Here is a 16,900-nt window from a genome sequence, read left to right on the forward strand (position 1 = left end):
AGGGACGTGTGATGAAAAAGTTTTTCAAGAAAGTCGGCGCCTTCCTGCGCCAGACCTGGGTCTGGACTCTGCTGCTGGTGCTGTTCGTGGCGCTGCTGGTGTGGTTCGTCGGCCCGTTGTTGGCGGTCGATGATTACAAGTTCTGGGAAAGCGCGACCTCGCGCCTGCTGACAATCAGCGTGCTGTTCCTGATCTGGGGCCTGACCATGGTCTTCGTCAGCTGGCGCGCGGGTATCCGCAAGAAAGCCGAGGAGGAAAGCGAGGACGGCCAGGACCGTATCCGCCGCGAAGAGCTGATCGACGAAGAACAGAAAGAGTTGAAGGCGCGGTTCAAGGACGCGCTGAAAACCCTGAAGACGTCGAGCCTGTATCGCGGTCGCAGCGAGCGCTGGCGCAGTGACTTGCCGTGGTACCTGCTGATCGGTCCGCAGGCCTCGGGTAAGACCAGCCTGCTGGACTTTTCCGGTCTGGAATTCCCGATCAACAAGATCGACCGCAAGCTGACCCGCGACACCCTCGGCACCCGTCATTGCGACTGGTATTTCGCCGATCACGGTGTACTGATCGACACCGCCGGGCGCTACACCACTCAACCGGACGCGGAAGTCGACGGCAACGCCTGGACCACCCTGCTGGAGCTGCTGCGCAAGCGTCGTCGCGGCCGTCCGTTGAACGGCGTGCTGGTGACCATTCCGGTGGAAACCCTCACCGGCGGCAGCGAGCAGGACATCGAGACTCTCGCACGCCAGGTGCGCAGCCGTCTGCAGGACGTGCATCAGAAACTGCACGTCGACGTGCCGGTGTATCTGGTCCTGAGCAAGGCTGACAAGCTGCTCGGCTTCGACGAGTTCTTCGATCAACTGACCCGCGAAGAAAGCGATCAGGTGCTCGGCACCAGTTTCCGCAAGGATCAGGTCGGCACCGACGTCACGGTCCTGCGCAACGAGTTCGAAGAGCTGCTGCGCCGCCTGAACAGCCAAGTGATCATGCGCATGCACTCCGAGCGCGATACTCAGCGCCGTGGCCGCATTCTCGATTTCCCGCATCAGTTGGGGCAGATCGGCGAGCGTCTGTGCCTGTTCGTCGACATGGCGTTCACCGGCAACCGTTATCAGCGCGCCACGCAACTGCGCGGCTTCTACCTGACCAGCGCACCGCACCTGACCCAGGAAATGGATTCGACCACCGCCGGCATCGGCGCCAGCCTGGGCATGAACGCCGGCGTGCTGCCGACTCTGCGCAGCGGCCGTTCGCGGTTCATCCACCACTTGCTCAGCCAGGTGATTTTCCCCGAAGCCGATCTGGCCGGTCTGGACAAGCGCGAGCGCAGCCGCATTCATTGGGGCCAGCGGGCGCTGTACGTCGGTGCACTGGCGGCACTGGCACTGTTCGGCATGCTCTGGGCCGGTGGTTTCTCGGCCAACTACGAGCGGCTGGAAAACCTGCGCACGCTGGCGCAGAACTGGACCCAGCAACGCTCGGCCGTCACGCCGCGCGATGACGCCATGGGCGTGCTGAAAGTGCTCGACACCAGCTACGCTGCGACCCAGGTGTTCCCGAGCAAGGGCGACGTCTCGTACCACGAGCGTGGCGGCCTGTATCAGGGCGAAGAGATCAACCCGGTGGTGAAAACCGCCTACGAGCGCGAGCTGGAAGCGCAGTTGCTGCCACGGGTGGCGACCATGCTCGAAGGGCAGATCCGCGCCAACATGAAGGACCGCGATCGCCTGCTCAACAGCCTGCGTGCGTACCTGATGCTGAACATGAAGGATCGTCGCGACGCGGCGTGGCTCAAGGACTGGGTCGCCACTGACTGGTCGCAGCGCTACACCGGCAACACCGCGGTGCAGAACGGTCTGAACACGCACCTCGAACGTTTGCTCAAGCAGCCGTTCATCTACCCGCTGAACGATCAACTGGTGACGCAGGCGCGTCAGGTCCTGCGCAGCGAATCGTTGGCCAACGTGGTTTACCGCATGCTCCGCGAGCAGGCGCGCAACCTGCCGGACTATCGCTTCAGCCAACACCTCGGCCCACAAGGCTCGCTGTTCATCGGCACTGAATACGTGATCCCGGGTTTCTACACCCAGCAGGGTTATCAGCAGTATTTCTCGGTGCAGGGCGCCGCGCTGGTCACCGACATCCTGCGTGACAACTGGGTGCTGGGCGAAGGCGCGGGCATCAGCGACATGGACTTGCGTCGCCTGATGGTCGAGCTTGAGCAGCTGTACTTCCGCGACTACGCCAACTACTGGAGCGAAGCCGTTGGCCAGGTCGCACTCCCACCAATCAGCGACGCCGGCGAAGGCGCCGAGCAACTGGCGGGCCTGACGTCGGCCAACTCGCCGGTTCTCGCATTGCTCACCGAAGTACGTGAAAACACCCGCTTCGAAGCCGCTGCTGATCCGGTCGATGAAGCCGGCGAAGCTGCCGATGCGCTGGCCGGACAGAAAGGCAAACTGGGCAAGGTCGGCAAACTCGCCGCCGCTGCCGCCGACAAGGCTTCGGCGCTGAACGTGGCGAAGAACCTGCCGGACACCGCGAAGAAATCCCTGCAACGCCGCTTCGAACCGCTGCATCGTCTGCTCGACGACAACAACGGCCCGGGCGCCGACCTGACGCCAGCGTTCAGCGCACTCAACGACCTGCAACTGCAACTGGCCGGTCTGGCCCGTTCCAGCACGCCGGAGCAAGCCGCGTTCGAGATGGCCAAGACGCGCATGAGCGGCCAGCGTGATGCGCTGACCAACCTGCGCAATGCCTCCGGTCGTCTGCCGCGTCCGCTGAGCGTGTGGTTCAACGTGCTGGCCGAGGACTCGTGGCGCCTGGTGCTCAACGATGCCTATCAATACCTGAACGGCCGTTATCAGAACGAGCTGTACAGCGTGTATGGCAAAACCATCAGCAAGCGCTATCCGTTCAGCGCCAGCAGCACCAGCGACGTGGCGATCAGCGACTTCCGCGAGTTCTTCCGTGCTCAAGGTACCGTCGACCGCTTCTTCGACAGCTACATGCGTCCGTTCGTCAGCGGCGATCCGGGCAACTACCGCATGCGCAGCGTCGACGGCCACAGCCTGCCGGTATCGAAGGTCTACCTCGATCAGATGGCGGCGGCGCAGACCATTCGCCAGAGCTTCTTCTCGATCAACCCGGCCGAGCCGACCGTGCAGTTCAAGCTGGAGCCGTACACCCTCGATCCGGCGGTCAGCCGTTCCGAATTCAAGTTCGGCGACAAGACCATGGAATACCGTCACGGCCCGATCCTGCCAATGACCTTCAAGTGGCCGACCGATGCTGAAGACGGTCGCACCAGTCTGGTCATGGACAAAATGGCCGGGCGTCCTATCGGGATCGAGAAAAACTCCGGCCCATGGTCGCTGTTCCGTCTGTTCGACCTGATGCAGACCGAGTACCTGAACGGTCGTGACGTGCTGGTACTGAAAGCGGACGTGGGCGGCCTGCGCGCCAACTATCTGCTGACCAGCCAGCGCTCGCCGAACCCGTTCGACATGGGCGTGCTGCGCACCTTCCGTATGCCGGTGCAGCTCTGATGCTGGTGGCCAGTCCCTGGCGCAGCGCGGCGCGTACCGACCCGGGCAAGGTGCGGGCGCGCAACGAAGATGCCTTCCTCGACTCCCCGCAGCACGGGCTGTGGGTGGTCGCGGACGGCATGGGCGGTCATCAGGGTGGCGACATCGCCAGCCAGTTGATCGTCGCCAGCCTGGCTGAGTTGCCGCAACACGAGGACTTCGACGAACGCCTCAAAGCCATCCGCCAGTGCCTGCACTGGCTGAACCGGCGTTTGGGGCAGGAGTTGACCGTCACTGCCGGACGCCACGACAGCATCATGGGCAGCACCGTCGTTGCGCTGCTGGTGGAAGGCAATCGCGCGGCCTGCATCTGGGCAGGCGACAGCCGATGCTACATGTGGCGCGGGCAGCGGCTGTATCAGCTGTCCAAGGACCATTCGCTGCAACAGCAGCTGATCGACGAGCAGCAAATGAGCGTCGAACAGGCGGCAGCGCACCCGGCGGCTCAGGCACTGACCCGAGCCGTCGGCGCCGCCGACACACTGACCCTGGATGTGCTTGAACTCGAGGTCTATCCGGGCGATGTGTTTTTGCTCTGCAGCGATGGTTTGTATCAGGGCCTGAGCAGCGACGCCCTCGGCAACGCCCTCAGCCTCAGCGCGCCGCACGTGGCGCTGGAACGTTTGTTCGACGGCGCTCTGCGTGGCGCCGCGCGTGACAACCTGACTGCCGTGGTGATCCGCCAATGAGTGAACTCGAATCGCCCATCGATGACTTGCTGATCAGCGAAGAACAGGCCAACAACCTGACCTACTTCGCCTTCGCCAAGGGCAACAAGGCCGAACCGTTGCTGGCGCCAACCAAGGCCAGCATCGGTGCGCTGCCGGATGTACTCGCCGGTCGCTACCACCTCGAGCGTCTGCTCGGGGCCGGTGGCATGGGCGCCGTTTACCGGGCGCGGGATCTGCTGCACGAACAGTTCGGCGATCCCGACCCTTACATCGCGCTGAAAATCCTCAGCGAAGAATTTGCCGAATCGCCGGACGCCAGTGCCTTGCTCTACAGCGAGTTCGCCCTGACCCGACGCTTGCGCCACGACAACGTCGTGCGTGCGCACACCTTTGAAGTCGACACCGATTGCCAGCGGGCCTTCATCACCATGGAATACATGCGTGGCCTGACCCTGGACAAATTGCTCTGCGAGCGGCCCCTCGGCCTGCCGTGGCAAGAACTGCGCGACATCGTCCTGCCGCTGCTCGACACGTTGGCCTACGCCCACCGTCGCGGCGTGCTGCACGGTGACCTGAAGCCGAGCAACGTCATGCTCAGCGAAGACGGCCTGCGCCTGTTCGACTTCGGTCTGGGGCAGGCAGAGGAGGGCACCTTGCCCGGCCTGCCGCACCTGAGCCGCGAGCGCTTTAACGCCTGGACCCCGGGCTACGCCGCCCCCGAACTGCTTGAGGGCCAACCGTTGTCGGCCAGCGCGGACGTGTACGGCGTGGCCTGCGTAATCTATGAACTGGCGGGCGGCAAACACCCGTTCCGCCGCTTGCCCTCGACCCAGGCCCGCGACGAGCACCTGGAGCGCGAGCTGCGCGCCCCAGCGAATCTACCCCAGCACGGCTGGCAAGCGCTGCGAACCGCGCTGAGCTTCAACCCGGCAGAACGCACCATCACTGCCCAACAATTGCGTGACGCCTTGGGCGCCACTTCGTCCTGGCTGCAACGGTTGCGACTTCGGGCGTAACGGATGACATTCGAACAGGGAGCACACGATGTTCAACTCAGCTAACGAAACCCACTTCAGCCTAAAGGTCGAAGACTACGTCGGCGACCTGCAAGTGCTGTCGTTCACCGGCACCGAAGGCATCAGCCAGGCGTATCGCTTCGACCTCGAACTGGTCAGCGAAAACCCCGATCTGGACCTCGAACAACTGCTGCACAAGCAGGCGTTTCTCGCATTTGATCCGCAGGGCTCGGGGATTCACGGGCAGATCTACCGCGTCGCCCAGGGCGATGCCGGCAAGCGCCTGACCCGCTACAAAGTCTCGATCGTGCCGCAACTGCAATACCTGCATCACCGCACCAACCAGCGCATCTACCAGCAGATGTCGGCGCCGAAAATCATCGCGCTGATCCTCGAAGAACACGGCATCAAGAGCAACGCCTATAGCTTCCAGCTCAGCCAGCCGTGCCCGGATCGCGACTACTGCGTGCAGTACGACGAAACCGACCTGCATTTCGTCCAGCGCCTGTGCGAAGAGGAAGGCATTCACTACCACTTCCAGCACAGCGAAAAAGCGCACCTGCTGGTGTTCGGCGACGACCAGACCGTGTTCCAGAATCTCGGTCAGCCGACTGCGTACGTGCAGGGCAGCGGTATGGTCGCCGACGAGCCGGTGATCAAAGCTTTCAAACTGCGCCTGGAAACCCGCACCACGCGCACCACGCGCCGCGACTACGATTTCGAAAAACCGCGCCTGCGAATGGAAGCCGCGTACAAACCGGACGGCGACAGCACTGAACCGGATCTCGAAGACTACGACTACCCCGGCCGCTTCATCGACCGCGCGCGCGGCAAGTTCCTCAGCCAGCGCGCCCTCGAACGCCACCGCGTCGACTACCGCCAGGCCGAAGGTCGCGGCGACCAGACCAGACTGGTCAGCGGCCACTTCATGGAAATGTCCGACCACCCGCGCAGTGAGTGGAACGACCTCTGGCTGCTCACGGAAATCTTCCACGAAGGCAAACAACCGCAAGTCCTCGAAGAAGGCGTGACCAGCGACACCACCGACAACAAGGACGACTTCCACCAGGGCTACCGCAACACCTTCCTCGCCACCCCGTGGGACGTGTTCTACCGCCCGGCCCTCGAACACCCCAAACCACGCGTGCTCGGCAGCCAGACCGCGATGGTCACCGGCCCCAAAGGCGAAGAAATCCACTGCGACCAGTACGGCCGCATCAAAGTGCAGTTCCACTGGGACCGCGAAGGCCTCGCCGACGACAAAACCAGCTGCTGGCTGCGCGTCTCCAGCTCCTGGGCCGGCGACCGCTACGGCGCCATCAGCATCCCGCGCATCGGCATGGAAGTCCTCGTCACCTTCCTCGAAGGCGACCCCGATCAACCGCTGGTAACCGGCTGCCTGTACCACAAGGAAAACCCGGTGCCGTACGCCTTGCCGGCGAACAAGACGCGCAGCGTGTTCAAAACGCTTAGCTCGCCGGGGGGCGGTGGCTATAACGAGCTGCGCATTGAAGACAAGAAAGGTGCGGAGCAGATCTACATCCATGCCCAGCGCGATTGGGATGAGAACGTTGAGCACGACCAGAAGATTCGGGTCGGCAATGAACGTCATGACACGGTGGTGAAGAACACTTACACCGAGCTGAAGGCTGAAGAACACCGCACCACGATTGCCGACCGCAAGGTTGAAGCGAAGCTGGATGATCACCTGACGGTTGGGCAGAACCAGCATGTGAAGCTGGGGACTGCGCAACTGACCAGTGTGGGGAAAGAGATTCACCTCAAGGCTGGGGACAAGATCGTTATCGAGGCGGGGACGGAGCTGACCATTCTTGGGGGTGGGAGCTTTATCAAGCTGGATGGCGGTGGGGTCACGGTGGTTGGGCCGGTGATCAAAATCAATGCCGGTGGGTCGGCTGGGTCGGGTACTGGCATCGGGATTAAACCGCCGGTGCTGCCGGGGGCGGCGGATAAGGATAAGGCGGGGAGTTTGATGGATCAGGCGTTGGCGAATTCGCCGCCTGAGAAGGTTAAGCCGAAGGCTTTTTTTGTGTTTTCTGAGTGATGAGTTCGTGATGAGAAAGAACAACCGAGTGCGTCAATTCAAGCTGAAATGTCTGGCGCTGCTGGCGTTCGGGGCGTGTTCAGGAGCCTTTGCTGCGCAATCGAGCACAGTGCAATGCCCGAGTGATAACTTCGCAGATTTCGTAAAAGAATTCTCGGCCAAGCCGGAGGTGCAGCAAGCGTTTATTGCCTCGCCCGTGATCGAGCAGACGGTAGCCGCCACCGACTCGAAGCCGCGAGTGTTGGAGCGGAAGTCGAAGGTGTTAGACCTCCAGTCGCTAGTGATGCTTGCTCCGGACAGCATCGCGAAGTCTGAGTTGAGCATGCAAGTCCAGTTGCCAAACCAAGTGATTGTTCGCGATCACAACGGTGAAGTGCTGAAGATCTTTGTTTTCAAACATAACGACTGCTGGGTATTGACCCGTATTGAAGACTGGTCGCTTGAGGCAGTACTTGATGCTCAATACCCGAAGTTAAAAAACTCGTCGGGTGAGCGCGCATTAAAAAGAGGGGCATTGTATAACCAGCTGGGTATTGATACCGACTCATCTTCTGCCAGCCAGTTGTACATTTCCGCTCTGAATAGTTACTTGAATGGGGCAGATCAAGGCTCAGCAGAGGCGGCCTTCGCAGCGGCGGGGATCAGCCTTTCAGGTCAAGCACCACGGTTGGAAAATGGAAAGATCCTTCAGCTCCTGGAATCAGCTGCCATAAACGTGCCTGAAGCAGGGGTCGCCCTTGCCGATTTCTATTGCGACGAAGGCAATTACGAAGAGACACGAGCCTGTGTCAGTCCAGAAAAATCATTGGGCGCTCTTGTGAACTCTGCCCGGCTCGGCTCCCCGGATGCACTGATTCAACTAGGAGGCGCCTATGAGGCCGGCGCCATCGTCTCTGGTGATTTGCCCCGGGCGATGGCCTGTTATCAAGAGGCCGACAAGAAAGGCAATGAGGCAGGTGCAAGAGGCGTTGAACGACTAAGCACCCAAGGCATTACCGCAAATAATTCAATTCATTGCCTTTAAAGCAGGATGCTATCGATGAGCACAGGACTACTCGAGCAGCGGGTCAACTACCCCAGCAGCGGATACGAATACGGTTACGGTAAGGGTGGAACTGCGGACGAAGACAGTGACGGCCGGAAGGAAATCGATTGTTCTCACTTACTCAATCTCATGCTCGGTGATGCGGGGTACAACATTCCGTACCGCACCACACGCCAACTCGCGACAGACACCACGCACTTCGAAGTCATACCCCTCAACAGTGTTCAGCCGGGTGATATTGCGCTTTGGACAGGAATGCACCATACCGGTGTGATCGAGGATATGGACGTCCACCGGACCAAGGGTAACTTCTTCGGCTCACAGAGCTCGACTGGGCCGAAGTCCGCAAAGTACGGTGCCGGTAGCGGTTACTGGCCGATGCCTGACAAGTACTTGCGGCCGAAAGCAGAGTACAAAAGCGGTGCGCAACCGGCGCCTGCTCCCGCGCCTGCACCGACCCCTGCTCCAGCGGGGTCGCCGCTCATGAGTTTCCAATACCCATTCAGAAAGGCGGATGGGAAGCAGTTTGAGAGTGCCGATGAAATATATAAGGCGTTAGAAAAAGAAACTTCGGGTCACTATCTCCTCGGCAGTAATAAGTTCTGGCATGGTGGCATTCATATCAGCAATGCCAGCGCTCCCCAGTGCATCTTGAACGAACCGATCCGCTGCATGGCCGACGGCGAGGTGGTGGCCTATCGACTTAACGAAGACTATCTGGAGTCGACGTTCGGTGATAACGAGAAAAAACTGAAGTATTCCAACTCGTTCTGTCTGGTACGGCATGAGTACAAATCTGCGCCGAATCCGGAGGAAGGGCCTAATAAGGGCAAACAAAACAAGCTGACCTTTTTCAGTCTTTACATGCATTTGCTTCCCTTCAAACGTTACCCCTTGTCCGATAACGAAAGACCCAAAACAAAAGTAACCATGAAGGTTAGTGACTTCAAGGCTTACGATGATTTTCCCGCAACCAGTAGTGTTGAGAATGTAGGGAAATTAGTCGCCGGTACGAAGCTCGAGATCTTAGAGCAGAAGGATGTAGTTAACCTCACCTACGCCAAAGGAAAGATCTTGTCGGGTAGTGTGAAGAAAAATTCGCATAAGGTGAGGGAAGTCGGGCAAGAAGTCTGGTTCGTCTATCTGAAAGATGGAGAGCCCTACAAAAACTCCAAACCTGCTCGTATATGGCTGGAAGACCCGATCCCGGAGCGATCCAAGCCCAAATATTGGCAAGGTAAGGTGAAGGGTACTGCAGTCAAAAAGCTGGATCTCTATCAGGACCCCGCTTCACCGCAGAATGGTCAGCCTGCTGGCGCGAAAATGGGGACGATGCAGCTTACACAGGGCAGTATTGTAGAATTCGAAAGCAAGGACGTTTTGAACCTCAATGTCTCTGGTTCGACTCGCAGTATGGCGAAATGTACCAGCAGTGGTAGCTTGGCTGGGGCGGGCAACCTCCCTCCCAGCTTCTGGGCAATTGTAGAAAATGAGTTCGTTGCCTGGGAGGTAATCCCTGCTAGTTTTGATTCGGTAGAGCCAGCCAATAGCGGGATCAAGGCTGGTGACCCGATAGGATATCTAGGATTGACTGAAAACCTGACTGGCGAAGATGGAGGCGTCGCGAGTAAGCACCAAGTTCATGTTGAAATTTTTACCGCTGAGGCTGATGTTCAAGATTTTCTGAAGAATACGGCTGGGTTGAAGGTCGGCAAGCAGTACTTGTATTTGCCCGCTGAAAGTGAATTAAAGAAAAAATCTCCTGTAACTGGCAGTTCAGTGTTGAAGCTAGAGCACTCGGTTGATTTGAACATTGCACCTATTATTAAAGAAGGTAATGATGAGTATTATGAAATCACCGTTGCCGAAAAAGAGGGGGCAGTCAGCGGGCTGGTAAAAAAAGCAGGCGCGCAGATTATCACGCAACACGACTGGGAAAAGCTTGGTTTCAAGATTGTAGAGGAAACCAATGCAGCAGCGGATGGGTTTCTTGATCATAAGGATATGCCTCAGTTCTTTCAGGATCTTTTTAATAAGGTCGATAAAAGCGGCAATGGTGAAGTCGAACCGGATGAATTGACTGACGCTTTGAAAAATCCTGATACGAGAATGCAGTGGTCAAAATTGGTAGCCCATCATCCGACCGAATGGAAAGACAAGGCAGATGCACCTAAGTGGAGCAAACTGGATACAGAGCTGGTACATTCGCCCAAAACTCTAAAGCATGAAAAAGAAAGAATAAATAACTATGTTTTTTGGGATGAGTTGAGAGCAAAAGCTTCCATAAGTACCGGCATGATTTGGCATTTTCACCCTGTTGAATTCATTGCGAACGCCAAAGCGCAAAGCTCTATGATTATTACTTTGGCGATGCTTAAGGCGGTTTTCAAAAGTGCTGATGATTCCTCCCAATTGCAGCTTTTAGCGGATGAATTAAATCCAAGGCTTTCAGAGTATAAACTCGATACCCCTCTACGGTTAAGTCATTTTTTTGCACAAGTGCGCGTCGAGGTTGGCGATAGCTATGCTCTTGTGGAGTCGCTTAAATACCGGCCTCAAGTGTTGATTGATAAATTTGTTTATTTCAGAAACAGGCCAGACGAAGCTGATCTGTATGGGTTTAAACCTAATGTGCAAAGTGCGAATCAAGTTGAAATCGCCAACAGAGCATATAATGGAATTACTGGAAACTCTGATCTAGGTAATGGGAATATTGCAAGTGGAGATGGTTGGAAATATCGAGGTCGTGGTCTGAAACAGTTAACTGGGCGATACAACTACAATGATTTTACTAATAAGTACCCAGGGCTTTGGCCTGGTGAAAATTTGAATTTTATAAATAATCCAGCTTTATTGGAGCAGCCAAAGTATGCTGCTAGGTCAGCAGTCTATTTTTGGTTAAAAAATGAGCTGTATAATATTGCGGATAAGGGAGACTCTGGATCCTTTGTTAATGATATTACGAAAGTCATAAATCTGTACACGAGTAGTTATGCTGAGCGTCGAGCTCAATTTACAAGGATATGGGAAAATGAAAAAATTTTTAGATAGTTTGTTTTTGGGCTTATTTATTTTTTGCTTCGCTGCTAGGGTCAGTGCAGGGGATTATCTTGTCATTAATGCTGATGTGACGGGGGATGGGCAAGCAGACGTTATAAAGTTGTCCGAGGGCGGGCCTGATTTTTATGATCTCGTGGTCACTTCTGGCGGAAAAGATGTTCTTGAAAATAACAGTCTTGTACCAACGAAAAAAATGAACAATAGCGGGGGGCTGGATGTATCGCATGGTCTATCTGTAATAGACGGAAATTTGGTAATTCAGTATCACTTCTGTGAGCCATCAACCAGTGTTTGCTACAGCAGAAATGTTGTGGGCACTTATAAGGATGGAAGCTTTTTGTTTTCTCGTGAAGAAGTTGTCGCTTCAGCTGAAAAAACGATAACGCGTGACGTTTTTTACCAACGCCCTGCCACGCCTCTGAGTGATCTAACCTATCAAAAGTTTCTCGAGAACGATGGCGATGCAAAGAAGTTATTTTCTTCTGCGTTTGGCACGTGTGTTCAAGAGCTAGGAGGGGATTCTCTGATGAAAATCTCTGATGAGTTGGAGAAAGAAAGTCCCGCGGAGTGGGTCCGGAACACTGGTTGTGTGACACCTGCTTTGGTATTCAGTTTACAGGGTCAAGGATTGCTCACTATGGAAGCTGCTTTGCGGTATGTCAGCTCCTTAGCTATTAAGTGAAGCTTATTTAACTGTTGCAGGGGAATGGGAACAGACCACGGTTTGAGTAATTACCCACAAAACGTGGTCTGTCCCATTTTTTCCTTTTTTCTGTCCCCTTTTTTCTTAAGCTCCCAGATCTGTTTAAGGCGAGGAGACAGTGATGAAGGTTTGGTTGATTATTTTGGTTCTTTCAATTTCGTCGGTTTCGTTCGCTAATGAAGCGAATGTGAAGTCGTCGGTCATATTTGCAGATATCAATGCGTGCAAATTTAAAATGAATAATTTGTACGGAGGTGATTATGTGGTGGATAAGGAAGAAGTACCTGCGCTCTTATTTTATTCGAAGATTATTAAGCCTAATTCTAGGCGGCCGATAGAAGTCGATTTGAAATTACGATGTGTGGATCCCGCCGATGCCCAAACTTTTGCTAACTTTTCGGGTGGGAAAATGACTGACAAAGGATGGGTAATGAGTTTGGATCCAGATGTTGAGGCTGACACGTCCATGCATAATACTTTTTATGTATTAAAAGGGAAGAACTGGGAAGGTCTCGCGATATCTCAGGATGTTACAAATGGTGAAGAAGAGGATCGAACGCGTGGGTTTGGATTCTGCATCCCCCATGGATCTGCTGCACTTTGTGGAGGTGGAAGTGTGGCCTACTTGAATGATCTAAATGGTTCTGCGTTGAAGGAGGTTATTAAGATGGTTGAAACTATTGAGTTTGTTGAGTGAGGCTCTAAGGTAGAGGAAGGATTTGTTTTCATCTGAATTTTTTAATAATCAAAGGGGACGAATCAAAGTGGACGGATTTATTTGTTGCGTTCGATCGCTTTGAATTTGGTTGAGAACTTAAATAGATCTGGCCCGTTTTTCGGTTCTGACTCTATCTTCTGTCGCAGGCCCGTTCAGAATTGAACGGATCACTGAGTTTTTTACGGACGCCAAGGAATGCAGATTTTCAGATTCAGCCTCATTTTTTTACTTTCAATACTGTCGCCTGTGGTCATGGCTGAGGGCACGATGATTGCCACCATCCTTCAGGCCGACTTTTCCAAGGATCCGGAAGTCCGGTTGCTTGTCAGAGTCGTTGATGTGGGTGGCGGTTCGGATACCCCTTCCATGGCGGTTCGTACTCAATGCCTGGAGAGGAAGGCGTCCGCAGAACGTCCTGGGCCGGATCCGTGCTTTTCGATAGAGATCACTGAGAGCAATAAGCAACGGGCCATTGTTCGGCAAACGCTATTGAATGATCCTCAGCGCACAACCGACCCTATCTATTTGGAAATTGTTTATCGCTCAGAGGTCAGCGAAAGCGATCCGACGAATCACCATCAGCGATCCGCCACACTGAAGATCGAAGAAAACGGCCTCTACAATTGGAACAATGAGAGCGAACAGGCATTGGCGGACGTTGAGTGGTTTCCCTCGGGAAATGGCGTTCTTGATCTGATGGTTCCTGACGCGGATGCATTGTTGAATTCTGTATTTCGGGATCGTATGAGTCGGCTGGACGAAAGCGGTCAGAAAGCACTGAGAGAAACTCAAAGAGCCTGGATGAAATTTCGAGATGCGGAGTGCCAAGCCGACCCGAAATTGCATCAATCAGTTTTCGGTGAGTGGTCCGATGCCTGCCTAATTCGCGCGACGATAGAGCGTACTCGCCAATTGGCTTTGGCACCGGACAAAAGCAGACATTGAAAAGGACCAAAACCGGTGTGTTCGAAGAGTGGTAGCCGGACTGCGGCGATGGCTTCGTTAACCTGCGCGTCGACAAAAAAAGCAAAGCGTTGCTCAGCACTTACTGGGAAATGAACATACCCAAGCAATGCATCACCCGATTCACCAAACGCAAAACCTGAATGACTCAAAGATGAACACAGTGAACCGTTTTGTTTTAACCCTGCTGGCCGTAATGCTGCCGGCTTCAGCTGCCTATGCGCAGGACGACTGCAGCCAAGTCACCTCAAGTCTGGAAATGGTGCCGTGCTCGGAGGCGGCGAAGAAGGCTGCCGATACGCAGTTGAATGTCAGCTACAAGCAACTGATGTCGCGGCTTGAGTCTGACTATCGGGCAAATCCGGCGTTGGGTGCGGAGTACGCGGCGAAGGTTAAAGAGTCGCAACGTGCGTGGCTGAAATTGCGCGATGCGAATTGTCCGTTGGAGGCATTCGAAATCGAGACTGGGATGTCAGCGCATGTGTTTGCCGTTAACTCGTGTATCGCCAGAATGAGTCGCGAGCGCTCGGCGTATCTGGAGAAGATCGCCCCTGCTCTTGCATTCGACAAGAGCGCTTCGACGGCACCGACCAATGACGCTTGCCCCTCGGAGGAGTTCGCTCCTTTCCTGACAGCGTTTTCCGCCAACAGCGAATCACAACGTCGGCTCACTGCGATGACGGTCAAGTCGCTGGTGTTGAAACCGGTAGCGGGGAAGGATCGAAGTACCTTCGAGCCTTCGACCTCGGGTGTCAGTGGAACAACCTTCACCTATCCGCTGATGGCTGCAATCACACCCGGCAAGACACCTGGAGTCGAGATCGAAGAGGTCGATGACAGTCACGTCAACGTTGTGGACAAACGGGCGGGCAACAGCAATATCAAGATTTTCAACTTCTCTCGTCAGGCGTGCTGGGTGCTTGAGGGGATTGAGGATTGGTCGATCAGCGAAAAGGATCTTGTTGCAACAGATAACCTTGGAATGAGCCGCGCCGAAAACTTTTGTTATCAGCGTGCCGAAGCGTTAGGTGGGCTGGGGTTTCTTGAGCAATACCGGCTGACTGCGGAGTTGATTGAGGCGTCCCTGGAGAATTTTGTGTGTGCTGCAGAGTCAGGTGATGCACAGGCCAGCCTGTCGGCGGCAAGCCTGAGTCTTTCGCAAATGGCACCTCAGTTAGAAACCCCGAAGGTTGAGGCTTTGTTCAAAGCGGCTTCGAAAATACCAAAGGGTGCGATGGGCTATGCGACGTTTCTTTGTTCAGGAAACTCCACTGACTATAACGGCCCCTGCCTCCATCCCAAGCAGGCAGAAGAGCAGGTTATTCGAGCGATTACCATGGGCTCCACGGACGCGATGAATTACCTGGCCTCGACCTTTGAGGGTGGGGAATTGGGAACGAAGGATATATCGCGGGCGTTAGCCTGTTATCAAATGGCGGCTGACAAAGGTGATCAGTTGGGCCTCTTCAACGTGGGGCGATTGGGATCGCAGGGCGCTGAACCTATCAAGGCCAGTCACTGCATCTGAAATGCCGGGTCATGTCTGATGCGTTTTCGCAGTCGTTGAGTCTGAATCCGTCCGGTAAAACGTTTAGTTTTTGAGCATCTGACGACCGCGATTTTCCTTTAAACTCCCCACCCCCAAGGAACGCGCTCAGGATACGGAATGCCAGCCCCCTCGAACTCCCTTCGCCCAGCATTCGTGCTTTGGCTATATGCCGCTGGGATCACGCATATCCTCGCCGGTCTCACCCTGACCTGGGCCGGTCATTCCGGATTACTCGACGGCTATCTGCAAGTTCTCGAACTGGCATTCTGGGGCGCCGAAGCGGTGCCCGCCGCCGGCCACGAACAACAAGTCTGGTGGCTCGCGCTGTTCGGCGCGACGCTGCAAAGTTATTCGCTGTACATGCTCGCGCTGGTGCACCTGGGCAATCGCTTGAAAACCCCGGCAGTCTGGGGCTGGTTGATCGCCGGCATCCTGTTATGGGCGCCGCAGGACATGTGGCTTTCGGCGCAACAACAGGTCTGGTCGCACTTGTGGCTCGACGGTTTTGCGTTGCTGGTGTTGTTGCCGCCGCTGTTCTGGTTGTATCGGCATGACCGCCGGAAATCCCCTTCAGAAAAGACTCCGAGCCAATCCAACCCGTTTGCCGGCGGCGCTTTCAAGCGTGTGCTAATCACCGGCGGCACCGGGTTCATCGGTGAAACCTTGGTCAATCAATTACTCGACGCGGGCCACTCGGTCAGCGTACTGACGCGCGATCCATTGAGCGCGGCCAATCTATTCAACGGCCGCGTCCGCTGCGTGTATTCGCTCAGCGAACTCAGCCGCGACGAAGCCTTCGACGTAGTGATCAATCTCGCCGGTGCCCCTGTCGCCGGCCCACGCTGGACTCCCAAACGTCAGGCGCAACTGCTCGCCAGTCGAGTCGGCACCACCGAAGCGTTGATGACCTGGCTGAAGAAAACCAAGCACAAACCCACGCTATGGATTCAAGCCTCGGCCATCGGCTTCTACGGCGTGCGCGACGCCAGTGAAAACCTCGACGAACACGCCAGCAAGGGCGACGGTTTCATGGCCGAACTCTGTGCGCGTTGGGAAGCCGCCGCGCAACCGGCCACGGAATTTGGCGTGCGTCAGGTGGTGCTGCGCCTCGGCGTGGTGTTCGGCCCGGGCGGTGCGTTGACGCCACTGTTGCTGCCGTTCCGCTTTGGCTTCGGCGGGCGCATGGGCGATGGTCGGCAGATCATGAGTTGGGTGCATCGCGACGATGTGCTTCAGGTGATCGCGCGGGCTTTCAACGATGACACTCTGCGTGGCACCTACAACATTGTCGCGCCCGAAACGGTCAGTCAGGCAGCGTTCGCCGAGCAGGCCGGCAAGGTCCTCAAGCGTCCGGTGTGGTTGCACATTCCCGCCGCGCCAGTGCGTGCAATGGCGGGGGAGATGGCGCAGCTGTTTTTCGATGGTCAGCGCGTGGTGCCGGAGCGTTTGACCGAGGCCGGCTACACATTCCGCTATCCAACCCTCGACGCCGCTCTGCGCGATCTGATCTGAGGATCGTT

The 16,900-nt window shown here is 56.0% G+C and carries 11 protein-coding genes; all 11 read left to right on the forward strand.

What is annotated here, in order from left to right; translation table 11 throughout:
• The first annotated feature begins 11 nt into the window (after positions 1 to 11).
• The 11 genes from tssM to KVG85_RS20970 all read left to right on the forward strand — a co-directional run bounded on the left by tssM (position 12) and on the right by KVG85_RS20970 (position 16,892).
• Positions 12 to 3,551, forward strand: a complete 3,540-nt coding sequence (gene tssM, locus KVG85_RS20920) for a type VI secretion system membrane subunit TssM (protein WP_217864849.1) — start codon at positions 12 to 14, stop codon at positions 3,549 to 3,551.
• Complete coding sequence (locus tag KVG85_RS20925) at positions 3,551 to 4,279, forward strand: PP2C family protein-serine/threonine phosphatase (protein WP_041476618.1); 729 nt, start codon at positions 3,551 to 3,553, stop codon at positions 4,277 to 4,279. The genes tssM and KVG85_RS20925 overlap by 1 nt, the downstream gene beginning before the upstream one ends.
• Positions 4,276 to 5,277 (forward strand): serine/threonine-protein kinase, encoded by a 1,002-nt coding sequence (locus KVG85_RS20930; protein WP_217864850.1) that lies wholly within the window; start codon positions 4,276 to 4,278, stop codon positions 5,275 to 5,277. The genes KVG85_RS20925 and KVG85_RS20930 overlap by 4 nt, the downstream gene beginning before the upstream one ends.
• 28 nt (positions 5,278 to 5,305) lie before the next feature.
• The gene (locus KVG85_RS20935) at positions 5,306 to 7,342 is read left to right on the forward strand and encodes a type VI secretion system Vgr family protein (RefSeq protein WP_217864851.1); all 2,037 of its coding nucleotides are present in this window, start codon (positions 5,306 to 5,308) and stop codon (positions 7,340 to 7,342) included.
• Positions 7,343 to 7,352: 10 nt separating this feature from the next.
• Positions 7,353 to 8,366, forward strand: a complete 1,014-nt coding sequence (locus KVG85_RS20940; RefSeq protein ID WP_225926698.1) for an SEL1-like repeat protein — start codon at positions 7,353 to 7,355, stop codon at positions 8,364 to 8,366.
• 15 nt (positions 8,367 to 8,381) lie between these two features.
• A complete protein-coding gene (locus KVG85_RS26000) occupies positions 8,382 to 11,438 on the forward strand; it encodes a glycoside hydrolase family 19 protein (protein WP_225926699.1) in 3,057 nt (1,018 codons plus the stop codon).
• The gene (locus tag KVG85_RS20950; protein WP_217864852.1) at positions 11,419 to 12,129 is read left to right on the forward strand and encodes a hypothetical protein; all 711 of its coding nucleotides are present in this window, start codon (positions 11,419 to 11,421) and stop codon (positions 12,127 to 12,129) included. The genes KVG85_RS26000 and KVG85_RS20950 overlap by 20 nt, the downstream gene beginning before the upstream one ends.
• 142 nt (positions 12,130 to 12,271) lie before the next feature.
• Positions 12,272 to 12,847 (forward strand): hypothetical protein, encoded by a 576-nt coding sequence (locus KVG85_RS20955; protein WP_217864853.1) that lies wholly within the window; start codon positions 12,272 to 12,274, stop codon positions 12,845 to 12,847.
• 216 nt (positions 12,848 to 13,063) lie between these two features.
• Entirely contained in the window at positions 13,064 to 13,813 is a 750-nt protein-coding gene (locus tag KVG85_RS20960; RefSeq protein ID WP_225926700.1) for a lysozyme inhibitor LprI family protein, read from the forward strand.
• A 181-nt stretch (positions 13,814 to 13,994) separates the two neighbouring features.
• Positions 13,995 to 15,359 (forward strand): lysozyme inhibitor LprI family protein, encoded by a 1,365-nt coding sequence (locus tag KVG85_RS20965; protein ID WP_217865010.1) that lies wholly within the window; start codon positions 13,995 to 13,997, stop codon positions 15,357 to 15,359.
• 138 nt (positions 15,360 to 15,497) lie between these two features.
• Positions 15,498 to 16,892: a TIGR01777 family oxidoreductase gene (locus tag KVG85_RS20970; protein WP_217864854.1), complete on the forward strand. Its 1,395-nt coding sequence runs from the start codon at positions 15,498 to 15,500 to the stop codon at positions 16,890 to 16,892.
• The last annotated feature ends 8 nt before the right edge of the window (positions 16,893 to 16,900 follow it).

Source organism: Pseudomonas triticicola (assembly GCF_019145375.1).
GTDB classification, from domain to species: domain Bacteria; phylum Pseudomonadota; class Gammaproteobacteria; order Pseudomonadales; family Pseudomonadaceae; genus Aquipseudomonas; species Aquipseudomonas triticicola.